We start from the raw sequence: 19801 nt of genomic DNA on the forward strand, positions 1-19801 counted from the left end.
CGATTAAGGCCGCAAGGGCGCCACCCCTTCAATGCACGCAGATTCACGCCTTCCTCACGGTAGACTCACCGACATGGGAGTCTGGGTGAGATGGGGTGCGCACTCTCCGCCGGTCGCGCTGGCTTCGCGGCTGTGGCGGCGCCTCTCGCTGTGGCTGCGCCGGGTGCCGATCACCGACCCGCTGGACCGGCGCAACGCGCCCGCACTGCAGGTGCTGTTCGTGTTCCTGGGCAGCGAGATTCCGCTCAACAAGCTGTATCACCTGCTGACCGCGCCGCGCATCGAGATGAGTGCGGTGCAGTTGGCGGTGGATGTCGGCACCGATGCGGCGATCGCCGCCGCAGCCTGGGGCGGGGTCTGGATGATCCGTCGCGGCCTGCTCAAACAGGCCGCCGCTGCGTTCATCGCGGTGGTGCTGTGCTCGGCGGTCGCCGCCAACCTGGCCTTCGGCTACCAACTGCAGGCCTTCGATCCGTATCCGATGATGATGCTGACCCTGGCCGCGCTGGTGATCGGGCGCCGCGCGCTGTGGCTGGTGTACCTGTGCATCCCGCTGATCTTCTGGCTGGGCATGGAAAGCCCCTGGGGCCAGGACCCGCACGGCAACCGCAGCCCGTTCCAGAACCTGCCGTCGCTGGCGCTGAGCTACCTGATGATCACCCTGGTGCTGGACCGCACCGTCGCCGCGCTGCGCGAGAGCCTGTGGCGTGCGCGCCGCAGCGCCGCGCGCCTGCGCGTGGAGATGCGCGAACGCACGCAGGCCCAGCAGCGGCTGCTGCATCTGCAGAAGATCGAGCTGGTCGAACAACTGGCCAGCGGCGTGTCGCACGACTTCAACAACATCCTCAGCGCGATCCTCGGCTACACCGAGCAGCGCCATTGCGTGCACGAGCTGGACTATCACCCGCCGCGCGATGCGCTGCTGCTGGCCGAGGCGCTGGAAGGCGTGGCCCTGGCCGCGCAGCGCGGCGTGTCGGTCAGCCGCAAGCTGCTCAGCTTCAGTCGCCGCGAGGCCAGCGTGCCCGAGCGCTTCGACGCCGGCGAAGCGCTGCGCAGTTTGCAGCCGATGCTGCGGCAACTGTTCGGCCCCACGGTGCAGGTGCGGCTGGACCTGGCCGCCGAGCCGGCACCGGTGTTCCTGGACCGCAGCCGTTTCGACCTGGCATTGCTCAACCTCGCCGCCAACGCGCGCGACGCGATGCCCAGCGGCGGCTGCTTTTCGCTGCAGCTGCACCGCGATGGCGAGGCCGTCGCCATCGCCATTGCCGATACCGGCGTGGGCATGAGCGAGGCCGTGCAACGGCAGATCTTCGAGCCGTTCTTCACCACCAAGCCGGCGGGGCAGGGCACCGGACTCGGCCTGGCGGTGGCGTTCGAGATGGCGCAACAGGCGCATGGCAGCCTGCAGGTGCGCAGCGCGCCCGGCGCCGGCAGCTGTTTCGTGCTGCGCCTGCCGCTGGCCGGGCTCAGCGTTCCTGCGGCATGAGCAGATAGCCTTCGCCGCGCACCGCACGCAATGGCAACGCGCTACCGGTGCGCTCCTGCACCTTTTGCCGCAAGCGATGCAGCAACGCGTCGAGCCGGTGCGGGTCGATCTCCAGCCCGGCATTGCCGCCGAGCATGCCGATCAATGCCTCGCGGCTGACCAGCCGCCCGCGCGCCTGCCACAGGCTCTGCAGCACCTTGCGTTCGGACGCGGTCAACGGCACCGCCTGCCCGTCCGGCGCGAACAGGCACCAGCCATCGTCCTGCAGCTGCCATTCCTCGCTGGCCGGCGCGCTCGGCCGCAGCATGCGCCGGGCCACGCTGAACAAGGTGGCGGCGAGGATCTCGATCTGCACCGGCTTGATCAGGTACGCATCCGCGCCTTGCACCAGCCCGCGTACCAGATCCGGCTGCTCGCCGCGACCGCTGAGGATGACGATGCCCATGCCGGGGCGGCGTTCCTGCAGTTGCTGGGTCAGGGTGAAGCCGTCGCTGTCGGGCAGGCCGATGTCGAGCACGATCAGGTCGAAACGCTGCGCCTCCAGCGCCGCCCACAGCGCCTGCGCGGTGCGCAGCGGGGTGGCCTCGAAGCCGTGGCGCAGCAATCCCGGCAACAGCACGCGGTCGCGCAGCACATCGTCGTCCTCCAGCAACGCCACCCGCAGCAGGGCGTTGGCAGTGGCGGCGAGCGGGGACGGGCTGGAATCGGAAGCGCGGCTCACGAGGCGGAATCGGCGAAGGGACGGCATTCCTCACACAGCAGCGTACGGCGTCGAGGACGCCGTGACCGCTGAGCATCCTGCCGCGTCCCGGACAGTAGCCAGTTTCCAACGGGCTTTCAATGCGCGGGCAACGCTTCAGCGGCCGTGGCGGCCCGGACTTGCGTTGCCGCGGTGCGCGCCCAAGATAGGAAGGCGTCGCGCCATCGGCGCGCACCTCCACCACGTCCGGGACCGCCACGATGTCGCAGTTGCTGCAGGATCACGCCGCGTCCGCGCAGGCCGCGTCTTCCGCGCTGGAAGCGTTCGTCGACCGCCATCGGCGCCTGTTCGTGCTGACCGGCGCCGGCTGCAGCACCGACTCGGGCATTCCCGACTACCGCGATGCCGCCGGCGACTGGAAGCGGGCGCAGCCGGTGACCTATCAGGCCTTCATGGGCGAGCTGGCGACGCGGCAGCGCTACTGGGCGCGCAGCCTGCTCGGCTGGCCGCGCTTCGGCCATGCGCGACCCAATCCCACCCATGCCGCGCTGGCGCAACTGGAAGCGCGCGGCCAGGTGGAAGTGCTGCTGACCCAGAACGTGGACGGCCTGCACCAGGCCGCCGGCAGCCGCGCCACCATCGACCTGCATGGGCGCCTGGACGTGGTGCGTTGCATGGGCTGCGAGCGGCCCATGCCGCGCGAGGCGTTCCAGCAGCATCTGCTGCAGCACAACCCGCAGTGGGCGACGCTGCAGGCCGCACCGGCACCCGACGGCGATGCCGACCTGGAGGGCGAGGACTTCGCCAGCTTCGTGGTGCCGGCCTGCACGCGCTGCGGCGGCGTGCTGAAGCCGGACGTGGTGTTCTTCGGCGAGAACGTGCCGCGCGAGCGCGTGGCCAGCGCCTTCGCGCATCTGCAGCGCGCCGACGCGGTGCTGGTGGTGGGCTCGTCGCTGATGGTCTATTCCGGCTTCCGCTTCGTGCAGGCCGCGGCCAAGGCCGGGCTGCCGATCGCCGCGGTCAACCTGGGCCGCACCCGTGGCGACGACCTGCTGCGCCTGAAGGTGGAACAGCCGTGCGCGCAGGCGCTGGCCTTCCTGCTGCCGCGCCCGGCCGCCTGACCGCTCCGGCCGATCCTGTCGCTGTACTTTCGCGATCCAGACGGGGCGATCCAGCCCAGTAGTGTCCTGCAGCACGTCGGCTCTACCGGCGAGGCGCACCCATGCTCGCTACGCATCGGCGCGCGCTGCCGTTTTCGGCGTATGTCGGCGTGCCGGGAACAGCCGCGAGCCTACTGAACGCCCACGATCGGATTCTGATACCGGCCGACAGCTGGCACCAGGTGCCGGGCATGGCTAAAGCATCGGGATCCAGGCCTGTGGCCTATTCGGCGTGATGCCACTTGCATACGCCGTTCAACACAGGGAGGAGCCGGCCATTGCCCGTCGGCTTCACCACCACGCCGTCGATCACTTCGCCGTCGCGGTTGATCGTGACGTCGGCCTGCAGGATGTCGCTGGACGACGTGTCGACTCTTTCGTGCTCCGTCCATTGGTAAATCGTTCTCGTGCTTTGGTCGTACTGCGACTGCGGCGTTGTGATGTAACTGGTGGCTTCGCCATGGAAGAGCGCCATGACGATGTAACGCCCTGGCTTGATCCGGGTGAACATGAACTCGCCATTGGCGTTCGTCTTGCCCGCAAGGCCTGACGCAAACGCGCGCTTATCTACGTCAACCCGCACTTTTGCGCCTTTGTTGCGGTTGGCATCGATCAGGTCGATCGCTTCCTTCAGATAGGGCGTGTACGGGAAAAGCATGATTCCCTGATTCGGCGTCGTCTGGAATTGGGAACCACCTGCCGTCATTACCCGCCCGCACGTGAAGCCCTTGATCGTCGAGCTGCCTTCGGACTGCAGGCGCGTATCCGCGTCTGTGGGGGTGTATGTCGCCTTGGGCGCGACGACCTTGCGGCGGTCGGCGATTTCAGGCGCGGCACCGCGGTCGTCACCAGCGCTGACGACCGCTGTTTCTCGCTTGGCGGTCACCGATGCCTTGGCGGCCTCGTCTGCACTCATGCCGCCATTCAGCGCGGCCAGCAGTGGTTTGGCGAGTGCGGAATTGCGAGCGGCATTGCGTCGGCTGGCATTTACAGGCTGTCCATCCAATTTTGCGTCAGCAAAGAACGAACAGACGCTGCCTTTCGCATCGGGCGCGGTCATGCCTTTGGGCAATTCGAAGGAGATGACCGCCGCATCAGTGTCGGGTGCGACCATCATGACAACAGGAAAGCCGCGTGCGGTCGCGGATGCTTCCTGTGCGTAGACCATGGTGATGAGGCCGTCTTCGAGAATGGAGGGGCCTTGGATGAGTTGAAACTTCTGTCTCTTTGCCATGGCCGCAAGATTGGATGTCACTGCAGTCTTGTCGGCGCCGTACAGTCCAACGAAACTCTGGTGGATAACGCCGCCATTGGAGCCGGGAGATGAACTGTAGTTTTGCTCGCATTCGCTCGCTGCATGGGCGGCCTGCGCAAAAAGCAGCATCCCCAACGCTATTCCGTAAGCACCACACTTCATCGCACCAACCATTGCCTTTTCCATGGCGCTACATGCTCTTGTATGAAGGGAATTGTTGTTCTGGATCGGCCTAACGATAGCAAACGTCACCAAGGGTTCCGGTGTTCGGATGAGGCTGGTCATGCGGTGCGGTGGCGGCGACGCATTTTACACGGCCTTCCGTTGCCTGAAGCGTGTCGTCGACTTGATGCGATCTCGTTGTCATGGCCGAATGCAAGCGCCGTATCCAGCCGAAATTTCCGATGAGGGGTGGGCCTCGGCTTGTCTGGCACGAAGGCGGAATGGGCTCTGCAGCGCAAGTGTGCGTTGCGGGCGATATTCAATGCCTTGAGCCCGATGGCGTGAACTGGAGCGCCGCTTATCTGCAGCAGGCTGCGCGATGCTGGTGGTGGGCTAGGCGCCGATGGTCCATCCGGCTTCCGCTTCGTGCAGGCTGCCCCAAGGCCTGCCTGCCGATCGTCGCGGTCAACCTGGGTCGTCCCCGCGGCGACGACCTGCCCAGCCTGAAGGTGGAACAGCCGTGCGCGCAGGCGCTGGCCTTTCTGTTGCCGGCGGCGGCGCGCGTTCCCAATCCCGGCACGAACTGATCCACCGGCAGTGGTTGATCGCGCCGCGTGGCAGGAGTGCAATGGCCGTCTCCTGCGCCGCGCGCGGCGTCTTTATGGATCCCTATCGTGAGTCAGTTGTTCTCGCCCCTCGCATTCGGGCCGCTGTCGTTGTCCAACCGCATCGTGATCGCGCCGATGTGCCAGTACTCCGCCGAGGACGGCCGTGCCAGCGACTGGCACGTGCAGCACCTGGGCCAGCTGGCGCAGTCCGGCGCCGGTCTGTTGATCCTGGAAGCGACGGCGGTGGAGTCGCGTGGACGCATCAGCTACGCCGACCTGGGCCTGTGGGACGACGCCACCGAGGCGGCGCTGGCCACGGTGTTGCGTTCGGTGCGACGCTGGTCGCCGATGCCGCTGGGCATCCAGCTCGCGCATGCCGGGCGCAAGGCGTCCACGCGCAAGCCCTGGGACGGCGGCGGCGCGATCGCCCCTGACCAGCCGAACGGCTGGCAGACCGTGGCGCCGTCGGCGCAGGCGTTCGCCGCCGACGGCCCACCGCCGCAGGCGCTGGACCAGACCGGTATCGACGCCATCGTCGACGCGTTCGTGGCGTCGGCCCGACGCGCCGAACGCCTGGGCTTCGCGTTGATTGAACTGCACGCCGCACACGGCTACCTGCTGCACCAGTTCCTGTCGCCGCTGAGCAACCAGCGCGCCGATGCCTACGGCGGCAGCCTGGAAAACCGCATGCGCCTGTTGCTGCGCGTGCATGCGGCAATGCGCGCCGCCGTGGCGCCCGGCATCGCGGTGGGTGTGCGCATTTCCGCCACCGACTGGGTCGACGGCGGTTGGGACCTGGCGCAGAGCGAGGTGCTGGCGCAGGCGCTGCAGGCGCAGGGTTGCGACTATCTGCACGTGTCCAGCGGCGGGCTGGACCGGCGCCAGCGCATTCCGGTGGCGCCCGGTTACCAGGTGCCACTGGCCGAGGCCCTGCACCGCGCGGTGCGCATGCCGGTGATCGCGGTGGGCCTGATCACCGAGCCGCAGCAGGCCGAGGCCATCCTCGCCGAGGACCGCGCCGACGCCATCGCGCTGGCTCGCGGCATCCTCTACGATCCGCGCTGGCCATGGCATGCGGCCGCCGCGCTGGGCGCGCGGCTGCGGCCGTCGCCGCAGTACCTGCGTTGCGAGCCGCATGCGGCGCGCGGCGTGTTCGACGCCTGACCGGCGCGCCGCGCGCGCTGGTGGCGGCCTCCATTTCGATTTCTTCAGGGAGCATGCAATGACGACGATTGGATTTCTCGGCCTGGGCACGATGGGCCAGCCGATCGCGCTCAACCTGCTGCGCGCCGGCCATGCGCTGACGGTCTGGAACCGCAGCGCCGCGGCGGCGCAGCCCCTGCTCGAAGCCGGTGCACAACTCGCCACGCAACCGGTCGACGCGGTGCGCGGGCCGGTGCTGTTCTCGATGCTGGCCGACGACACCGCGGTGCGCGAGACCCTGCTCGATCGCGGTGCGCTGGACGCGCTCACCGCCGGCAGCGTGCACGTCAACATGGCCACCATCTCGGTGGCACTGGCGCGCGAACTGCACGCGCTGCATGCCGAGCGCGGCGTCGCCTACCTGGCGATGCCGGTGCTGGGCCGGGTCGAGGTGGCCGCGGCCGGCCAGCTCAACCTGCTCGCCGCCGGCGACGCCGCGGCGCTGGCGCGGGTGCAGCCCTTGCTCGATGTCATCGGGCGCAAGACCTGGTACTTCGGCGCCGCGCCGGAACAGGCCAACGCGGTCAAGCTCGCCGCCAATCTGTGCCTGGCCAGCGCCATCGGCACCATGGCCGAGGCGTCGGCGCTGGTGCGTGGGCATGGCGTGGAGGCGGCCGACTTCCTCGACATGCTCACCAGCACCGTGTTCGCCGCGCCGGCCTACCAGACCTACGGCGGCATGATCGCCGAGCAGCGCTACAGCCCGGCCGGCTTCAAGGCCACGCTGGGCTTGAAGGACGTGCGCCTGGCGCTGAACGCCGGCGAGACCAGAAACGTGCCGATGCCGCTGGCGGCGGTGCTGCGCGATGCCTTCATCGAGGCGATCGCGCACGGCGACGGCGACCTGGACTGGGCGGCGCTGGCCAAGGTCGCCGCGCGCCGCGCCGGGCAGGGCTGAGCGAGGCCAACGGATCTTCAGCGGACCTTGGCGGGGCATGCCGCACACTGCGTGCCCGCTTGAGCCTGGCGCACGCTTGCCGCTAAGGTGCGGCGATTTGCTGGCGCATCACAGGAGGATGCCATGAGTCCGAATTCGTCCGATCCCGGCGACAGAGCCCCGATCCAGCCACCGCGCGCGGTGGTGCGCGAGGCCGTGCCCGGCCCCGATCATCCGGACCATCCCGATCACCTCCTGTACGCGCAGATCCGCGAGGGCGTGCACGCGCTGGACGCCGCCTGCGGCCGCGCGCCGGACGCGATCAGCGAGCGCATGGTGGCGAGGCTGCTGCCGCTGGCCAAGGAGTACGGCTTCGACCAGGTCGACCACGTGGTACTTAGCCGCGAGATCGGCGACGTGGAGGATGGCGAGAACGTGTTCTTGGTGCGCGGCGACCTGGACGATCCGGCGCACCTGCGCGCGCACATCACCACCCACGAAGCGGTGGGCATGTCGGTGGAGGATTCGTTGGCGCGCCTGGAAAAGGTCAACCGCCGCCTGGCGCTGCGCCTGCGCCCGGAGTGAGCGCTGGCGCGTGAGCAATGTCATCGGCGCGACGTCAGCCTAGACGGGATTTTCAGGATAAGGAGGCCGAGCCCCTCTCCCCCCGGGAGAGGGGTTGGGGTGAGGGTCCGGGGGCGCGAAGCGCCCGCACTGATCTGGCGATGCAGGCTTCGCCCGCACCCTCATCCGCCCCTTCGGGGCACCTTCTCCCGGTGGGAGAAGGAAGCGCCGTTCTGTGCAGGCTTCTTCGGTCGTCGCTGCATGACAGTTGACCTTCCGCCTTTCCGTGGTCGGCTGTCCCGATTCCCGATTCCCGATTCCCGATTCCCGATTTCCGATTTCCGATTCCCGATTCCCGATTTTCCAATCCCCAATCCCCTCCCGCCCTTTCCCCTATCATCGGCGGATGCGCCCCGACTACATCCTGACCCTGTCCTGCCCGGACCGTACCGGCATCGTCTTCCGCGTCAGCGGCCTGCTGTTCGAACACGGCTGCAACATCCTCGATGCGCAGCAGTTCGGCGACGAGGAGAGCGGCCGCTTCTTCCTGCGCGTGCATTTCGACGTACCCGCCGACGGCGTCGCCGCCGCGGTGAAGCTGCAATTGGAGCCCCTGGCCGCCGACTACGCGATGGACTGGCAACTGCACGACGCACGCCGCCGTGCCCGCCTGCTGGTGCTGGTCAGCAAGCAGGGCCACTGCCTCAATGACCTGCTGTTCCGCGCGCATAGCCGGCAGTTGCGGGTCGACATCGCTGCGGTGGCTTCCAACCATCCCGATTTCGCCGCGTTGGCCGGTTCCTACGGCGTGCCGTTCCATCACCTGCCGGTGAGCGCCGCCAATCGCGCCGAACAGGAAGCGCAGTTGCTGGCGCTGGTCGAACGCGAACGCATCGACCTGGTGGTGCTGGCCCGCTACATGCAGATCCTGTCGCCGACGCTGTGCGTGGCGCTGGCCGGACGCGCGATCAACATCCACCACAGCTTCCTGCCTAGCTTCAAGGGCGCGCAGCCGTACCACCAGGCGCACGCACGGGGGGTCAAGATCATCGGTGCCACCGCGCACTACGTCACCGGTGACCTGGACGAAGGCCCGATCATCGAACAGGACGTGGCCCGCGTAGACCACGCCATGACCCCGCGCGAGCTGGTGCGCCTGGGCAGCGACACCGAGTCGCAGGTGCTGGCCCGCGCCGTGCGCCGCCACGTCGAGCATCGCATCCTGCTCAACGGGCATCGGACGGTCGTGTTTCGGTGAGGCGGGGAGTGGGGATTCGGGATTGGGGGATTCGCCAAAGCCGGCAGCGCTGCAATCGCAACGGTGATCAGCCAAGCCGCTTTTGCGAATCTCCAATCCCGAATCCCCAATCACGGCTCGAAGCGATAACCGGCCCCGTACACCGACCGCACCCAATCCGCGACACCGGCGTCGGCAAGCTTGCGGCGCAGGTTCTTGACGTGGCTGTCGACGGTGCGGTCGGTGACGATGCGGTGGTCGACGTAGAGCCGGTCCATCAGCTGCTCGCGCGAGTACACGCGGCCCGGGGCGGCGGCGAGGGTGCGCAGCAGGCGGAACTCGACCTGGGTCAGGTCCAGGGCGCGGCCGTGCACGCTGGCGCGGCAGGCGTCCTCGTCGATCTGCAGGCCCGGCGCCGGCGCGCCATTGGGATCGTGGCGATGGCGGCGCAGCACCGCCTGCACCCGCGCCACCACCTCGCGCGGACTGAACGGTTTGCAGATGTAGTCGTCGGCGCCGATCTCCAGGCCCAGCAGGCGGTCGATCTCCTCCACCCGCGCGGTGACCATGATCACCGGCACCGTGCTTTCCTTGCGCAGGTCACGGCAGAGTTCCAGCCCATCCCGATTGGGCAGCATCAGGTCCAGCAACACCAGGTCCGGCTTTTGCGCGCGGAATGCGCCCAGCGCCTGCGCGCCATCGGCGATCCAGTCGTGCGAATAGCCGGCCGCGTGCAGGTACTCGCCCATCACCGCCGCCAGCCGCGGTTCGTCCTCGACGATCAGCACGTGCCCGATCGGGTCCAGGCCGCTCATGCCGCCAGCGCCGGCAAACGCAACACCACGCGCAATCCGCCAAGCGCGGAGGCGTCGGCATCGATCGCACCGCCATGCGCCTCGGCGATGTTGCGGCAGATCGCCAGGCCCAGGCCGCTGCCGCCGCTGGCGCGGTTGCGTGACGCCTCGGCGCGGTAGAAGCGTTCGAACAGGCGCGCGCGCTTGTCCGCCTCCACGCCCGGCGCGCTGTCCTCCACCACCAGTTCCAGCACCGCGTCGCGGCGCGCGCAGCGCACCTGCACGACGCCGCCAGCGTCGGTGTAGCGCAGCGTGTTCTCCAGCAGGTTGCCGAGCAGTTGCTGCAGACGGCGTTCGTCGCCGTCCACCGGCAGCGGGCCGGCCTGGATCTGCTCCTGCAGCTGCAGCCGCGCTGTGGCGAAGCGCGCGCGCATGCCGTTCAGCACGGTGGCCAGGATCACCGCCAGGTCGACCGGCGCGCGCCGATAGGCGAGCGCACCGACGTCGGTCAGCGACACGTCGTACAGATCCTCGATCAGCTTGCCGAGTTGGCCGATCTGCTGATGCAGCGAACCCAGCGAGTCCGACGTCATCGGCCGGATGCCGTCCTGCAGCGCTTCCAGTTCGGCGCGCAGCACCGCCAGCGGCGTGCGCAGCTCGTGCGAGATGTCGGCCATGAACGCGCGCCGCGCGCGTTCGTTGTGCTCCAGCGCCTGCGCCAGCAGGTTGAAGTCGCGCGCGAGTTGGCCGAGTTCGTCGCGCGCGGCCGCGTCGATGCGGGTGGCGTAGTCGCCGGCCGCCAGCAGGTGGGTGGCGCGGGTCAGGCCGCGCAGGCGCCGCAGCATGGTGCGCGACAACAGCCAGCCGAGCAGCGCGGCGACCAGCAGCGAGGCGCCGCCGATCGCCCACCACGCGCGCTGTTGCGCGGCGTAGAACCGCGCGTCGGCCGCCGCCAGCGCCTTCTGGAAAGGCAGCATCGCCATCCAGCCGACAGTGCGGCCGTCGACCACCACCGGGCGCAGGATGTCGTCGCGCCCGACATCGGGATTGCCGATCACCGGCTTGTAGTCCTGGTCGAGCACGGCGAAGCGGAATACCGCGCCGGTCTGGTCGGAAATCGGCGGCCGCAGCGGCAGGCTGGGGCGGGGCTCCGGGCGCATCATGCCGAACCAGGCGTCGGGGTTGTCGCGCACGAACTCCCAGTTGCCGTGCCGCGCGTACTCGGCCCTGACCCGCGGCATGGCCTCCAGCATGCGCTCCACGCCCTGTTCGTTGAGGTAGTCCAGGAACTGGCGTTTGACGAAGGCCTGCACGGCCAGGCCATTGATCAGCAGCACCGTCACGCAGGCGGCGAGGATGGCGAGGAACAGCTTGGCGGTGAGGCCCAGTTTCATCGGCGAGGCGCGGCGCGGCGCAGGAACGGCTGATGCTGCGTATTAGCCGCGCCGCGGCAGGGGAAAGCAAGCCAATCCACGCTGTCGCCGGCAATCTCCAAATTTGCTGCACATTCGGGTCCTAGCGTGGCGACCTTCGGATCTTCCGTGAGTTCGCCGTATGTCGTCGGTCGCCCGTCGTTTCTCCATTTCGTCCTCGCGCTGGCTGCTGCTCGCCGTCGTCGCCACGGTCGTGGCCGCGTGTTCCTCCAAGCCGCCGCCGCAGATGCCGCAGACGCAGGTCGGCGTGCAGACGGTGAAGGTGCAGCGCCTGGCTGTGGATCAGACCCTGTCCGGCCGTACCGTGGCCTACATGAGCTCGGACGTGCGCCCGCAGGTCGGCGGCATCCTGCGCAAGCGGCTGTTCGCCGAGGGCCAGGACGTCCACGCCGGGCAAGTGCTGTACGAGATCGATCCGGCCACGTACCAGGCCGCGTACGACACCGCCAAGGGCGACCTTGCGCAGGCCGAGGCGGCGGTGTTGTCGGCCAGGCCCAAGGCGCAGCGCTACCAGACCCTGGTCGGGCTGGATGCGGTCAGCAAGCAGGACGGAGACGATGCGGTGGCCACGTTGCGCGCGAACGAGGCGGCAGTGGTCGCGGCCAAGGCCGCCTTGCAGACTGCGCGCATCAATCTCGACTACACCCGCATCACCGCGCCGATTTCCGGCCGCATCGGCACCTCCAGCTACACGCCGGGCGCGCTGGTCAGCGCCGGCCAGAGCGAGGTGCTGGCCACCATCAACCAGCTCGACCCGATGTACGTGGACGTGACCCAGTCCAGCGCGCAACTGCTGCAGTTGCGCCGCCAGCTCGACGCCGGCCAGTTCAAGGCGGTGGACGGCAAGGCCGAAGTGAAGCTGCAACTGGAGGACGGCAGCACCTATGCGCGCGGCGGCACGCTGGAGGTGGTGGATGCCGCGGTCGATACCGCCACCGGCACGGTCAAGCTGCGCGCGGTGGTGCCCAATCCCGATCGCCTGCTGCTGCCGGGCATGTACGTCAAGGCGATGCTGTCGATGGCCGTGGACGAGCAGGCCATCCTCGTGCCGCAGCAGGCGATCAGCCGCAACAGCAAGGGCGAGGCGGTGGCGATGGTGGTCGGCCGCGACAACAAGGTCGCCCAGCGCGTGCTGACCACCGGCGATGCGATCGGCGACAAGTGGGTGGTGCGCGACGGACTGAAGGCTGGCGACCGGGTCGTCGTGCAGGGCCTGCAGAAGGTATCGGTCGGCGCCGAGGTCAAGGCGGTGGAAGTGACCGAGAACGCGGCGACCGGCAATGCCGCCGCCACTGCAACGACGGCCTCGCAGGGCAACGCTGCCGCTGCTCCGAAGGCCGACTGAGAAACCGCCATGGCCCGCTTCTTCATCGACCGTCCCATCTTCGCCTGGGTCATCGCGATCGTGATCACCCTGGCCGGCGCGCTTTCGACCCTGTCGCTGCCGCTGGAGCAGTACCCGGACATCGCGCCGCCATCGATCAACGTCAGCGCCACCTATACCGGCGCTTCGGCGGAAACCGTGCAGAACTCGGTGACGCAGATCCTTGAGCAGCAGATGACCGGCCTGGACCACCTGCTGTACATGTCCTCCAGCAGCAGCTCCGCCGGCACCGCCTCGATCACCCTGACCTTCGACTCCGGCACCGACCCGGACACTGCCCAGGTACAGGTGCAGAACAAGGTCTCGCAAGGCGAGGCGATGCTGCCGGAGGCGGTGCAGAGCAATGGCGTGACCGTCACCAAGTCCATGGGCAGCAGCATGTTCATGGTGCTGGCCTTCACCTCCGAAGACGGCAGCATGGACAGCACCGACATCGGCGACTACATGGTGTCCACGCTGCAGGATCCGATCAGCCGGCTCAACGGCGTCGGCGGGGTCAACGTGTTCGGCTCCGAGTATTCGATGCGGGTATGGCTGGATCCGGAAAAGCTGCGGACCTACGCGTTGATGCCGTCGGACGTCAGCAACGCGATCTCGGCACAGAATGCCGACGTCTCTTCCGGGGCGCTGGGGGCGTTGCCGGCGGTGCAGGGCCAGCAGCTCAACGCCACGGTCACCTCGCGCAGCAAGCTCAAGACGCCGGCGCAGTTCGAGGCGATCGTGCTGAAATCCCAGCCCGGCGGCGCCACCGTCTACCTGCGCGACGTGGCGCGGATCGAGTTGGGCTCCAGGTCCTACGCGTCCAGTTCCAAGTACAACGGCAAGCCCGCCTCCGGCATGGGCCTGGAACTGGCGACCGGCGCCAACGCACTGGATGCGGCCAAGGCGGTGGAAGCTAAGCTCGAACAGCTCAAGCCCTACTTCCCCACCGGGCTCAAATACGAGATCGCCTACGACACCACGCCATTCGTGCGCATTTCCATCGAGGAAGTGGTCAAGACCCTGCTCGAGGCGATCGTGCTGGTGGTGCTGGTGATGTACCTGTTCCTGCAGAACTGGCGGGCCACGCTGGTGCCGGTGATCGCGGTGCCGGTGGTGCTGCTGGGCACCTTCGGTGTGCTGGCGTTGCTCGGCTATTCGATCAATACGCTGACCATGTTCGCGATGGTGCTGGCGATCGGCCTGCTGGTCGACGACGCCATCGTGGTGGTGGAGAACGTCGAGCGCCTGATGAGCGAGGACGGCATGTCGCCGCGGCAGGCGACCTACACCTCGATGGGGCAGATCTCCGGCGCGCTGGTCGGTATCGCCCTGGTGTTGACCGCGGTGTTCCTGCCGATGGCGTTCTTCGGCGGCGCCACCGGCGAGATCTATCGGCAGTTCTCGGTGACCATCGCCGCGGCGATGTTGCTGTCGCTGCTGGTGGCGCTGACCCTGAGTCCGGCGCTGTGCGCCAGCCTGCTCAAGCCGATCGCGCGCGGCGGGCACGTGTCGCGCAAGGGTTGGCTCGGGCGTTTCTTCGGCTGGTTCAACACCCGTTTCGACCGGGGCGCCGACGGCTACGGCCGCGGCGTGGGCAAGCTGATCGGCCACCGCAAACTGGGCGGACTGGTCTATCTGGTGCTGCTCGCGGTGATGGCGCTGCTGTTCTGGCGCCTGCCCAGCTCGTTCCTGCCCGATGAGGACCAGGGCATGCTGATGGTGATGTTCACCACGCCGGCCGGCGCCACCCAGCAACGCACCCAGCAGTCGATCGACCAGGCCACCGGCTTCATCCTCAAGCAGCCGGAGGTGGCCGGCATGATGACCATCACCGGCTTCAGCTTCGCCGGCAGCAGCCAGAATTCGGGCATGGGCTTCATCAAGCTCAAGAATTGGGCCGAGCGCGGCGCCTCGGCGCAGGAGATCGCCAATCGCATCACCGGCGCGATGATGGGCACGCTGCCGGATGCGCAGGTGTTCGCGCTGTCGCCGCCGGCGATCAACGGCCTGGGCACCACGTCCGGCTTCACCCTGGAACTGCAGGACGTGGCCGGCAAGGGCCATGACGCGCTGGTCACCGCGCGCCAGCAGCTGCTGCAGTCGGCCAACGCCGACAAGGAGCTGAGCGCGGTGCGCTTCAACGGATTGGAAGACGCACCGACCTACCGGGTGCAGATCGACGACGCCAAGGCCGGCGCGCTGGGCCTGAGCGCTTCGGACATCAACGCCACGCTGGCCACGGTGATGGGCGGCAGCTACGTCAACGACTTCCTCAACAACAACCGGGTCAAGCGCGTGTACGTGCAGGGCGAGCCGTCCGCCCGCATGCTGCCCGCCGACATCGGCCGCTGGTACGTGCGCAACAGCAGCGCGGAGATGGTGCCGTTCTCGGCCTTCTCCGGCAGCCAGTGGGCGTATGCGCCGCAGGTGCTGAGCCGGTTCAATGGCGTGGAGTCGATGGAAATCACCGGCAGTGCCGCCAGCGGCATCAGTTCCGGCGAGGCGATGAATGGCATCGCCGCGCTGGTGGGCAAGCTCGGCAAGGACGTCGGCTATGCCTGGTCGGGCATGTCCTACCAGGAGCAGGCCGCCGGCACGCAGACCTGGATGCTGTACGCAGTGTCGCTGGTATTCGTGTTCCTGTGCCTGGCCGCGCTGTACGAGAGCTGGTCGATCCCGATCTCGGTGATGCTGGCGGTGCCGGTGGGCATCGTCGGCGCGCTGCTGGCGACGTGGCTGCGTGGGTTGTCCAACGACATCTACTTCCAGGTCGGCCTGTTGGCGACGATGGGCCTGGCAGCCAAGAACGGCATCCTGATCGTGGAGTTCGCCAAGGAGCTGGAAGAGAAGGGCCAGCCGCTGATCGACGCCACCCTGCACGCGGCGCGCATGCGCCTGCGTCCGATCCTGATGACCTCGCTGGCGTTCATGCTCGGCGTACTGCCGATGGTGGTCAGCAGCGGCGCCGGCTCCGGCGGCCGCCATTCGCTGGGCACCGGCGTGCTCGGCGGCACCCTGATCTCGACCATGCTCGGCATCTTCTTCGTGCCGCTGTTCTACGTGATCGTGCGCAGTCTGTTCCCCGGCAAGCGTGCCGAACCGGAACCGGCGCAACTGCAGGAGGCGAACCCGTGACCCCCGTGACCCTGGCCCGCTCGGCGCTGGCGCTGGCGCTGGCCTGCGCCGGCCTGCTCGCCGGCTGCGCGAGCCTGGCGCCGAGCTACGCGCGTCCCGACGCGCCGGTGCCGGCCACCTTCGCCGACAGCGGCAGCGGCGCCGCTGGCGACGGCGCCAACGTCGCGACCCTGGACTGGCGCCAGGTGTTCCTCGATCCGCGCCTGCAGCAGGTGATCGCGCAGGCGCTGGACAACAACCGCGACTTGCGCGTGGCGGTGCTCAACATCGACAAGGCGCGTGCGCAGTACCGCATCCAGCGCGCGGACCTGTTCCCGTCGGTGAGCCTGAGCGGCAGCCAAAGCGCCTCGCGCAGCAGCGCGTCGACCAGCAGCAGCGGGCGCTCCGACGTCGCGCGAACCTATGCGGCCGACGTGGGCATCAGCAGTTGGGAGCTGGACCTGTTCGGACGCATCCGCAGCCTCAAGGACGAAGCCCTGGAAACCTACCTGGCCACCGCGCAGACCCAGCGCAGCACGCGCATGAGCCTGGTCGCCGAGGTCGCCGCCGACTGGCTGGCCGTGGCCGCCGACCAGCAGCGCCTGGCGTTGGCGCAGCAGACCCTGGACAGCCAGCGGCGGACCCTGGCGCTCACCGAGGCGCGGCACCGCGAAGGCATCGCCTCCGGACTGGACCTGGCGCAGGTGCAGACCAGCGTGGAAAGCGCGCGTGCCGACGTGGCCAGCTACACCACGCAACTGGCCACCTCGCGCAATGCCCTGGACCTGGTGGTCGGCGCACCGGTGTCGGCCGATGCCCTGCCGCAGGCCGGCGCGCTGGAGGGCGGCGTGGCGCTGGCGCCGCTGCCGGCGCCACTGGAATCGCGCGTGCTGTTGCAGCGCCCGGACGTGCTGTACGCCGAGCACACGCTGAAGTCGGCCAACGCCGACATCGGGGCGGCACGCGCGGCATTCTTCCCGACCATTTCGCTGACCGCCTCCACCGGGCGCAGCAGCACCGCGCTGTCCAGCCTGTTCGATGCCGGCAACCGCATCTGGTCGTTCGTGCCCAGCATCAGCGTGCCGATCTTCCGCGCCGGCGCGCTCAAGGCCGAACTGGACGTGGCCCGGATCACCCGCGACGTCAACGTCGCCAGCTACGAGAAGGCCATCCAGAGCGCCTTCAGCGAAGTGGCCGATGCGCTGGTCACGCGCGCGCAGCTGGACGAACGCATGGACGCACAGCGCGCCCTGGTCGACGTCACCCAGCGCAGCTACACCCTGGCCGACGCGCGCTATCGCAACGGCGTGGACAGCTACCTGGATGCGCTGGATTCGCAGCGCTCGCTGTACTCCGCGCAGCAGGACCTGATCACCCTGCGGCTGAGCGAGGCCGGCAACCGTGTCACCCTGTACAAGGTGCTCGGCGGCGGCGCCGATGCGCAGAGCCGCGAGGCCGTGGCGGATGCGGCGCGTTAGCGTATTCCCCGCACCACCGTAGGAGCGGCTCCAGCCGCGACAGGCATGACCTACAACGCCCGTCGCGGCTGAAGCCGCTCCTACAAAAAGCCGCACGCCGAGCGAATTGCACCAGCGGCGGCTTCGGCACTGGGGAAAGATCGGCGCTGCACCAGGCTGACATGCCCGGGCAGCGCTTTCACCAATCCCCAATCCCGACTCCCTAATCCCGGCCCCTCAACGCGCCGCGTTGGCGTTCATGGTCGCGTTGCGGCTGGCGTCCAGGTACTGCGCCGGATCGCGCATGCCGGTGGTGTGGCATTCGCCGGTGGTGTGGCCGCGGTTGACGCCGCCGGGCAGTTGGCCGTTGACCTGCTCCACGGTGCCGTCCTCCGGGTCGCTCAGCACCAGGTCCGAGGCCGCATTGCAGTAGTCGTTGGTATACCAGTTGGTCTTGGCGAAGGAGGTGGTGTAGTAGTTCACCAGCGCCCGCGCCGAGTTGGGGATGCCGGCCAGCCAGGCCTTGGCGCCGTCATAGGTCAGGTCGTTGTTGGTGCCGCAGCCCACACCGAACCACGAGCCCACCGTGGCCAGGATGCCGGCCAGGTTGGTGCCCTGGTACGGAGTGCCCACCGACTGCATCACCCGTCCGCCGCTGGCGTTGTCCAGGCCGCTCCAGTAGTACACGTACAGATGCAGCGCGGCCATTCCGCCCTGGCTGTGCGCCACCGTGCCGAACGAGTTCCACTGGCTGCCGAACTGCGCCAGGCGCTGCGCGAACTGGTCGTTGCTGCGGTTCTGGTTGACGTCCAGGAACGCGGAGGCGTTGCTGAACTGCGCCACCGGCCATACCCCGCCCGAGCAGTAGCCGTGCACCAGCACCAGGCGCTTGCCGGTGGCCTGCGCCTGCATGTCGGTGGTGGCGGCGCTCAACTGCGCCGGGCGCTCGCCCATGCGCATGCTCTCGTCGATCGCGCCGGTGCTGCGCGCCACGCTGCTGCGGCGCAACGCCGGCAGGGTCAGTGGCAGTGTCGCGCGCGTGGTCAGCGGCACGAAGTTGTCCGGATCCTCCACGCGCAGGTTGCGCAGGGTGAACGGTGCACGCGCGCCGGCGCGGGCGATCCAGCGTTCGTCCACGCTCAGCGGCAGGCGTCCATCCTGCGGCGCGAGCATGCCGCCGAGCCAGGCCACCGGCACCGCGCTGCCGTCGCGGCCGGTGCCCCACAGTTCGCCGAGCACGCGGTAGTGCGCCGGCGCCTGGCCGCCGCCGATGCGTACCGGAATCGGCAGGGTGAGGCGGGTGCCGGGCTGGGCGCTGGCGGCGACCGCATCGGCGTTGATGCGCAGGGTGGTGTCCAGCACCGGCAGCACGTGCTCGCTGGTGCGCACGAAGGGCTGGCCGCTGGCGTCGTGGCCGTGCACCACCACCTGCGCGATATAGGTGCCGGTGGCGGTCGCCGGGAAGTCGCCGGCATACACGCCGTCGCCCGCGGCGCCGTCGCCGTGGCGGCCGTCGTCGGCCATCGGCCATTGGCTGACGGAGCCGTCCGGCGCGATCACCCGCAACTGGGCGGTGTCGATGCGGCCGCTGCCGGCGCTGCGCGCCAGCGACACGCTGCCCTGCGCATCGATGCCGCCGAGCAGGGCGGTCAGGCCGATGCGCTGCCCGCGCTGCAGTTGCGCGCGGTCGCTGGGATAGGACGCCAGTTGCGTGCGCGCATCGCCTTCCATCAGCACATAACCGCGCTGCGCCGTGCTGTTGCTGTCGGCCTGCAGGGTCAGGGTCCACTCACCGTTAGCGGCTGTGTCCACGCGGTACTCGCGGGCTGGCAGTGCGGCGCCGCCGGCGCCCAGTTGGGTGGCCTTGGCACTGGGCGCGAGCATCGGCGTCGCGGCGGCGGTGCCGGCGCGCGCACTGGCCGTGGCCGGCGCGCTCAGGCGCGGCTGCCAATCGTGTTCGCCGGACAGCACCACGAAGCGCAGCTTGCCGTTCTCCACCGGCAGTGTGGTGTGCCATTGCGCCGGCCCACTGCTGCGTGCGGCGGAGAACTCCACCGGCAGCAACGCGCTCTTGGACAGGATCGCCGCTTCCGCCGGGGCGGGCGCGCGCATCTGCGCGAACTCCTCCGGCGGACCGGCCAGTTGTTTGGGAATCAGTTCGGCCGCGTGCAGCGCGGCGGTGGGGACGACGAGATACAGGACGCAGACGGCGGACAGTTTCGACAACTTCGGCATGACGCGCTCTCCCTGGCGGTGCTGAGTAGCAGACGCACCTACCGGACCTCGCGGCGCGATGCGCCGCCGGCAGCACGTCGGCGAGGACGCAGCGCCCCCTCGCCACGCGTTCGCCTGCGGTTATAGCCAGCGCACATTGCCGGACAAAGA

Annotated in this window: 14 protein-coding genes and 1 pseudogene; 10 read left to right on the top strand and 5 right to left on the bottom strand. The window is 68.8% G+C overall.

Translation table 11 applies throughout. The features are described from left to right. Positions 1-85 precede the first annotated feature (85 nt). Positions 86-1486, top strand: coding sequence for an ATP-binding protein (locus FHR66_RS19235; RefSeq protein WP_160968479.1), 1401 nt, complete (start codon positions 86-88; stop codon positions 1484-1486). Here the strand turns inward: FHR66_RS19235 and FHR66_RS19240 are convergent. Continuing rightward, positions 1467-2207 (bottom strand): response regulator, encoded by a 741-nt coding sequence (locus FHR66_RS19240; protein WP_160968439.1) that lies wholly within the window; start codon positions 2205-2207, stop codon positions 1467-1469. The two genes, FHR66_RS19235 and FHR66_RS19240, sit on opposite strands and share 20 nt — an antisense overlap. Positions 2208-2446: 239 nt before the next feature. Between FHR66_RS19240 and FHR66_RS19245 the strand changes: the two genes are divergently transcribed. Then, entirely contained in the window at positions 2447-3307 is an 861-nt protein-coding gene (locus FHR66_RS19245; protein ID WP_160968441.1) for an NAD-dependent protein deacetylase, read from the top strand. 262 nt (positions 3308-3569) lie between these two features. Here the strand turns inward: FHR66_RS19245 and FHR66_RS19250 are convergent, their stop codons facing one another. Then, positions 3570-4886, bottom strand: a complete 1317-nt coding sequence (locus tag FHR66_RS19250; protein WP_167088046.1) for a hypothetical protein — start codon at positions 4884-4886, stop codon at positions 3570-3572. Positions 4887-5174: 288 nt separating this feature from the next. Here FHR66_RS19250 and FHR66_RS19255 point away from each other — a divergent pair. From FHR66_RS19255 to purU, 5 genes and pseudogenes are all read left to right on the top strand, one after another. Beyond that, a pseudogene (locus FHR66_RS19255) lies at positions 5175-5350 on the top strand (NAD-dependent protein deacetylase); the annotation flags it as partial. A gap of 87 nt (positions 5351-5437) precedes the next feature. After that, positions 5438-6535, top strand: a complete 1098-nt coding sequence (locus FHR66_RS19260) for an oxidoreductase (RefSeq protein WP_160968445.1) — start codon at positions 5438-5440, stop codon at positions 6533-6535. Between the two features lie 58 nt (positions 6536-6593). Then, positions 6594-7472, top strand: a complete 879-nt coding sequence (locus FHR66_RS19265) for an NAD(P)-dependent oxidoreductase (protein ID WP_160968447.1) — start codon at positions 6594-6596, stop codon at positions 7470-7472. Between the two features lie 123 nt (positions 7473-7595). After that, the gene (locus FHR66_RS19270; RefSeq protein WP_043093636.1) at positions 7596-8036 is read left to right on the top strand and encodes an XVIPCD domain-containing protein; all 441 of its coding nucleotides are present in this window, start codon (positions 7596-7598) and stop codon (positions 8034-8036) included. A 385-nt stretch (positions 8037-8421) separates the two neighbouring features. Next, a complete protein-coding gene (purU, locus tag FHR66_RS19275) occupies positions 8422-9273 on the top strand; it encodes a formyltetrahydrofolate deformylase (protein WP_160968449.1) in 852 nt (283 codons plus the stop codon). A 110-nt stretch (positions 9274-9383) separates the two neighbouring features. Here the strand turns inward: purU and FHR66_RS19280 are convergent, their stop codons facing one another. Both FHR66_RS19280 and baeS read right to left on the bottom strand, forming a co-directional pair. Beyond that, on the bottom strand, positions 9384-10067 hold the full coding sequence (locus FHR66_RS19280) for a response regulator (RefSeq protein WP_160968451.1): 684 nt from the start codon (positions 10065-10067) through the stop codon (positions 9384-9386). Beyond that, on the bottom strand, positions 10064-11440 hold the full coding sequence (gene baeS / locus FHR66_RS19285) for a sensor histidine kinase efflux regulator BaeS (protein ID WP_160968453.1): 1377 nt from the start codon (positions 11438-11440) through the stop codon (positions 10064-10066). The genes FHR66_RS19280 and baeS overlap by 4 nt, the downstream gene beginning before the upstream one ends. A gap of 160 nt (positions 11441-11600) precedes the next feature. Between baeS and FHR66_RS19290 the strand changes: the two genes are divergently transcribed. From FHR66_RS19290 to FHR66_RS19300, 3 genes are read left to right on the top strand one after another with little or no spacing between them, the layout of a single operon-like run. Continuing rightward, the gene (locus FHR66_RS19290; RefSeq protein WP_160968455.1) at positions 11601-12824 is read left to right on the top strand and encodes an efflux RND transporter periplasmic adaptor subunit; all 1224 of its coding nucleotides are present in this window, start codon (positions 11601-11603) and stop codon (positions 12822-12824) included. Between the two features lie 9 nt (positions 12825-12833). Continuing rightward, positions 12834-15980 carry an efflux RND transporter permease subunit gene (locus tag FHR66_RS19295; protein ID WP_160968457.1) on the top strand — a complete coding sequence of 1049 codons (3147 nt, stop codon included), beginning with the start codon at positions 12834-12836 and terminating at the stop codon, positions 15978-15980. An 11-nt stretch (positions 15981-15991) separates the two neighbouring features. Next, positions 15992-17437 (top strand): efflux transporter outer membrane subunit, encoded by a 1446-nt coding sequence (locus FHR66_RS19300; protein ID WP_160968481.1) that lies wholly within the window; start codon positions 15992-15994, stop codon positions 17435-17437. A gap of 216 nt (positions 17438-17653) precedes the next feature. On the opposite strand, the gene FHR66_RS19305 is transcribed toward FHR66_RS19300, so the two are convergent. Continuing rightward, positions 17654-19651: a choice-of-anchor X domain-containing protein gene (locus FHR66_RS19305; RefSeq protein WP_160968459.1), complete on the bottom strand. Its 1998-nt coding sequence runs from the start codon at positions 19649-19651 to the stop codon at positions 17654-17656. Between the last annotated feature and the right edge of the window lie 150 nt (positions 19652-19801).

It is taken from the genome of Xanthomonas sp. F4 (assembly GCF_011761895.1).